The 2026-nt window shown below is 72.0% G+C and carries 2 protein-coding genes and 1 rRNA gene; 2 read left to right on the top strand and 1 reads right to left on the bottom strand.

The features are described from left to right. The first annotated feature begins 105 nt into the window (after nucleotides 1–105). Both rrf and PROKR_RS00715 read left to right on the top strand, forming a co-directional pair. Nucleotides 106–222, top strand: a 5S ribosomal RNA gene (gene rrf, locus PROKR_RS00720). A 183-nt stretch (nucleotides 223–405) separates the two neighbouring features. Next, complete coding sequence (locus PROKR_RS00715) at nucleotides 406–1665, top strand: AGE family epimerase/isomerase (protein WP_036958861.1); 1260 nt, start codon at nucleotides 406–408, stop codon at nucleotides 1663–1665. Between the two features lie 74 nt (nucleotides 1666–1739). On the opposite strand, the gene PROKR_RS00710 is transcribed toward PROKR_RS00715, so the two are convergent. After that, a partial coding sequence (locus PROKR_RS00710; protein ID WP_036958860.1) for a TOBE domain-containing protein occupies nucleotides 1740–2026 on the bottom strand: 287 nt, incomplete at its 5' end.

Below are 2026 nucleotides of genomic sequence, written 5' to 3'. Positions count from 1 at the left end.
TTGTTGTGCTACGCGTCCACTATGCGGTTCCCGAGTCACGGGCACCAGCCCCTCTTTTTTCCCACTGGTGATGGTGGGTGTGGGGTTGCCTGTTCTCGATAGTGTTACGGTGGTCATAGCGTGGGGGAAACGCCCGGTCCCATTCCGAACCCGGAAGCTTAGCCTCACAGCGCCGATGGTACTGCCCTGGTGACGGGGTGGGAGAGTAGGACGCCGCCGGACAACCATTCCCAGGAGGGGGTGGGACACACAGCCTGTCAAAAGGGTTGTGCGTCCCACCCCCTACCTGCATTTCCAGAGCAACCTTCGGCGTCGGCGGGCGGTGCCTACAGCACGTGGCCCATGCCGGCGTCCGGCATGTGCGCCAGTTCTCGGCCGCGCAGCGGCCGCGGCTATCGTGGCGGTGTGAACGCAGACTCGACCCGCACTGCCGCGGGCTCCACCAGCACCCAGCCCGCAAGCAGCACCGAGGCGGCGTGGCGTCGCGAGCACTTTGTGTCGCTGCTGCGGTTCGCCGAGGCCTCGATCCGTACGGACGGCGCTGCTTGCTGGCTCGACGACGAGGGGCACCCCGATGACTCGCACCCGGTCGAGACCTGGATCACCGCGCGCATGGCGCACACCTTCGCCGTCGGGCACCTGCTGGGGGTGAGCGGGGCCGAGCGGTACGCGACACGCGCGATCGCCGGGCTCCGGGAGGTGCTTGCCGACGCCGAGTTCGGCGGCTGGCTCGCCGCACGCGGCGAGGGCGACGAGCTGGTCGGGACCAAGGAGGCGTACGCGCACGCGTTCGTCGTGCTCGCCGCCTCGACCGGCAAGGTGGCCGGCATCGCCGGCGCCTCGGAGCTGCTCACCGACGCCCTCGCTGTACTGGACGCGCGGTTCTGGGAGCCCGAGCGGAACCTGCACCTCGACGAGCGGTCGCGCGACTGGTCCACCGCGTCGGACTACCGCGGCGTGAACGCGAACATGCACTCCGTCGAGGCGCTGCTCGCGGCCCACGCCGCGACCGGGGACGCCCTGTGGCTGGAGCGCGCGTCGGCCATCGGCGACCGGGTCGTGAGCTGGGCGGAGGCCAACGACTGGCGGATCCCCGAGCACTTCGACGCCGACTGGAACCCGCTGCTGGAGTACAACGCGGACCGGCCGCGCGACCAGTTCAAGCCGTACGGCGCCACGCCCGGCCACGGACTCGAGTGGGCCCGCCTGCTGCTGCAGATCGACGCCGAGGCGAACACTCCTGGCGTGCGCACAGCGGCTGCCGCCGCGCTCTTCGACCGGGCGGTCGAGGACGGCTGGGACGCGCAGGGTGGGGGCGGCTTCGTCTACACGACGGACTGGTCCGGTACGCCTGTCGAGTCCCGCCGCTTCCACTGGGTCGCCGCTGAGGGTGCCGCCACGGCCAACGTGCTGGGCCGCGTCACCGGGGACGCCCGCTACACCGAGCTCGAGCGCGAGTGGTGGGCCTGGATCCGGGAGTACCTCGTCGACGGCGAGCACGGCTCGTGGCACCACGAGCTCGACACCGAGAACCGGCCCTCCGGCCTCACCTGGGTGGGCAAGCCCGACGTCTACCACGCGGCGCAGGCCGTGATCCTGCCGGAGCTGCCGCTCACGGGCTCGTTCGCGGCCTCGGCGCGGCAGGCCGGCCAGATCCTGGCCTGACGGCGAGCCAGGCTCGACGGCGAGTCAGGCCCAGGCCTGGACGCACGCCTGCCACGGGCACACCTACCCCGGGATCACGCCGGGTACAGGTCGACCTCGGTCGCCTTGACGGTGAACCACACCTCGTCGCCCGGCGTGATCGCGAGGTCGGCCGCGGCCTGCGGGGTGATGTCCGCGCTGAGCCGGCCCGCCCGGACCCGGACCAGGTCGCCCTGAGGTTCGAGGGCGGTGACGGTCACAGGCCAGGAGTTGCGCGGCGAACCGGTCGCACGCGCGGGGAACACCGCGACGGTCGCGGGCCGGAACGCGGCGACCATCGGCGTCCCCGCGACCGGGCCACCGCGGTCGGCGCGGTCGGCTC

Origin of the sequence: Promicromonospora kroppenstedtii DSM 19349 (assembly GCF_000515355.1) — a bacterium.
In the GTDB taxonomy this organism is placed as follows: Bacteria; Actinomycetota; Actinomycetes; order Actinomycetales; family Cellulomonadaceae; genus Promicromonospora; species Promicromonospora kroppenstedtii.
Note: the sequence above shows the minus strand (reverse complement) of the source record. Positions and strands in the feature narration are given on the sequence as shown.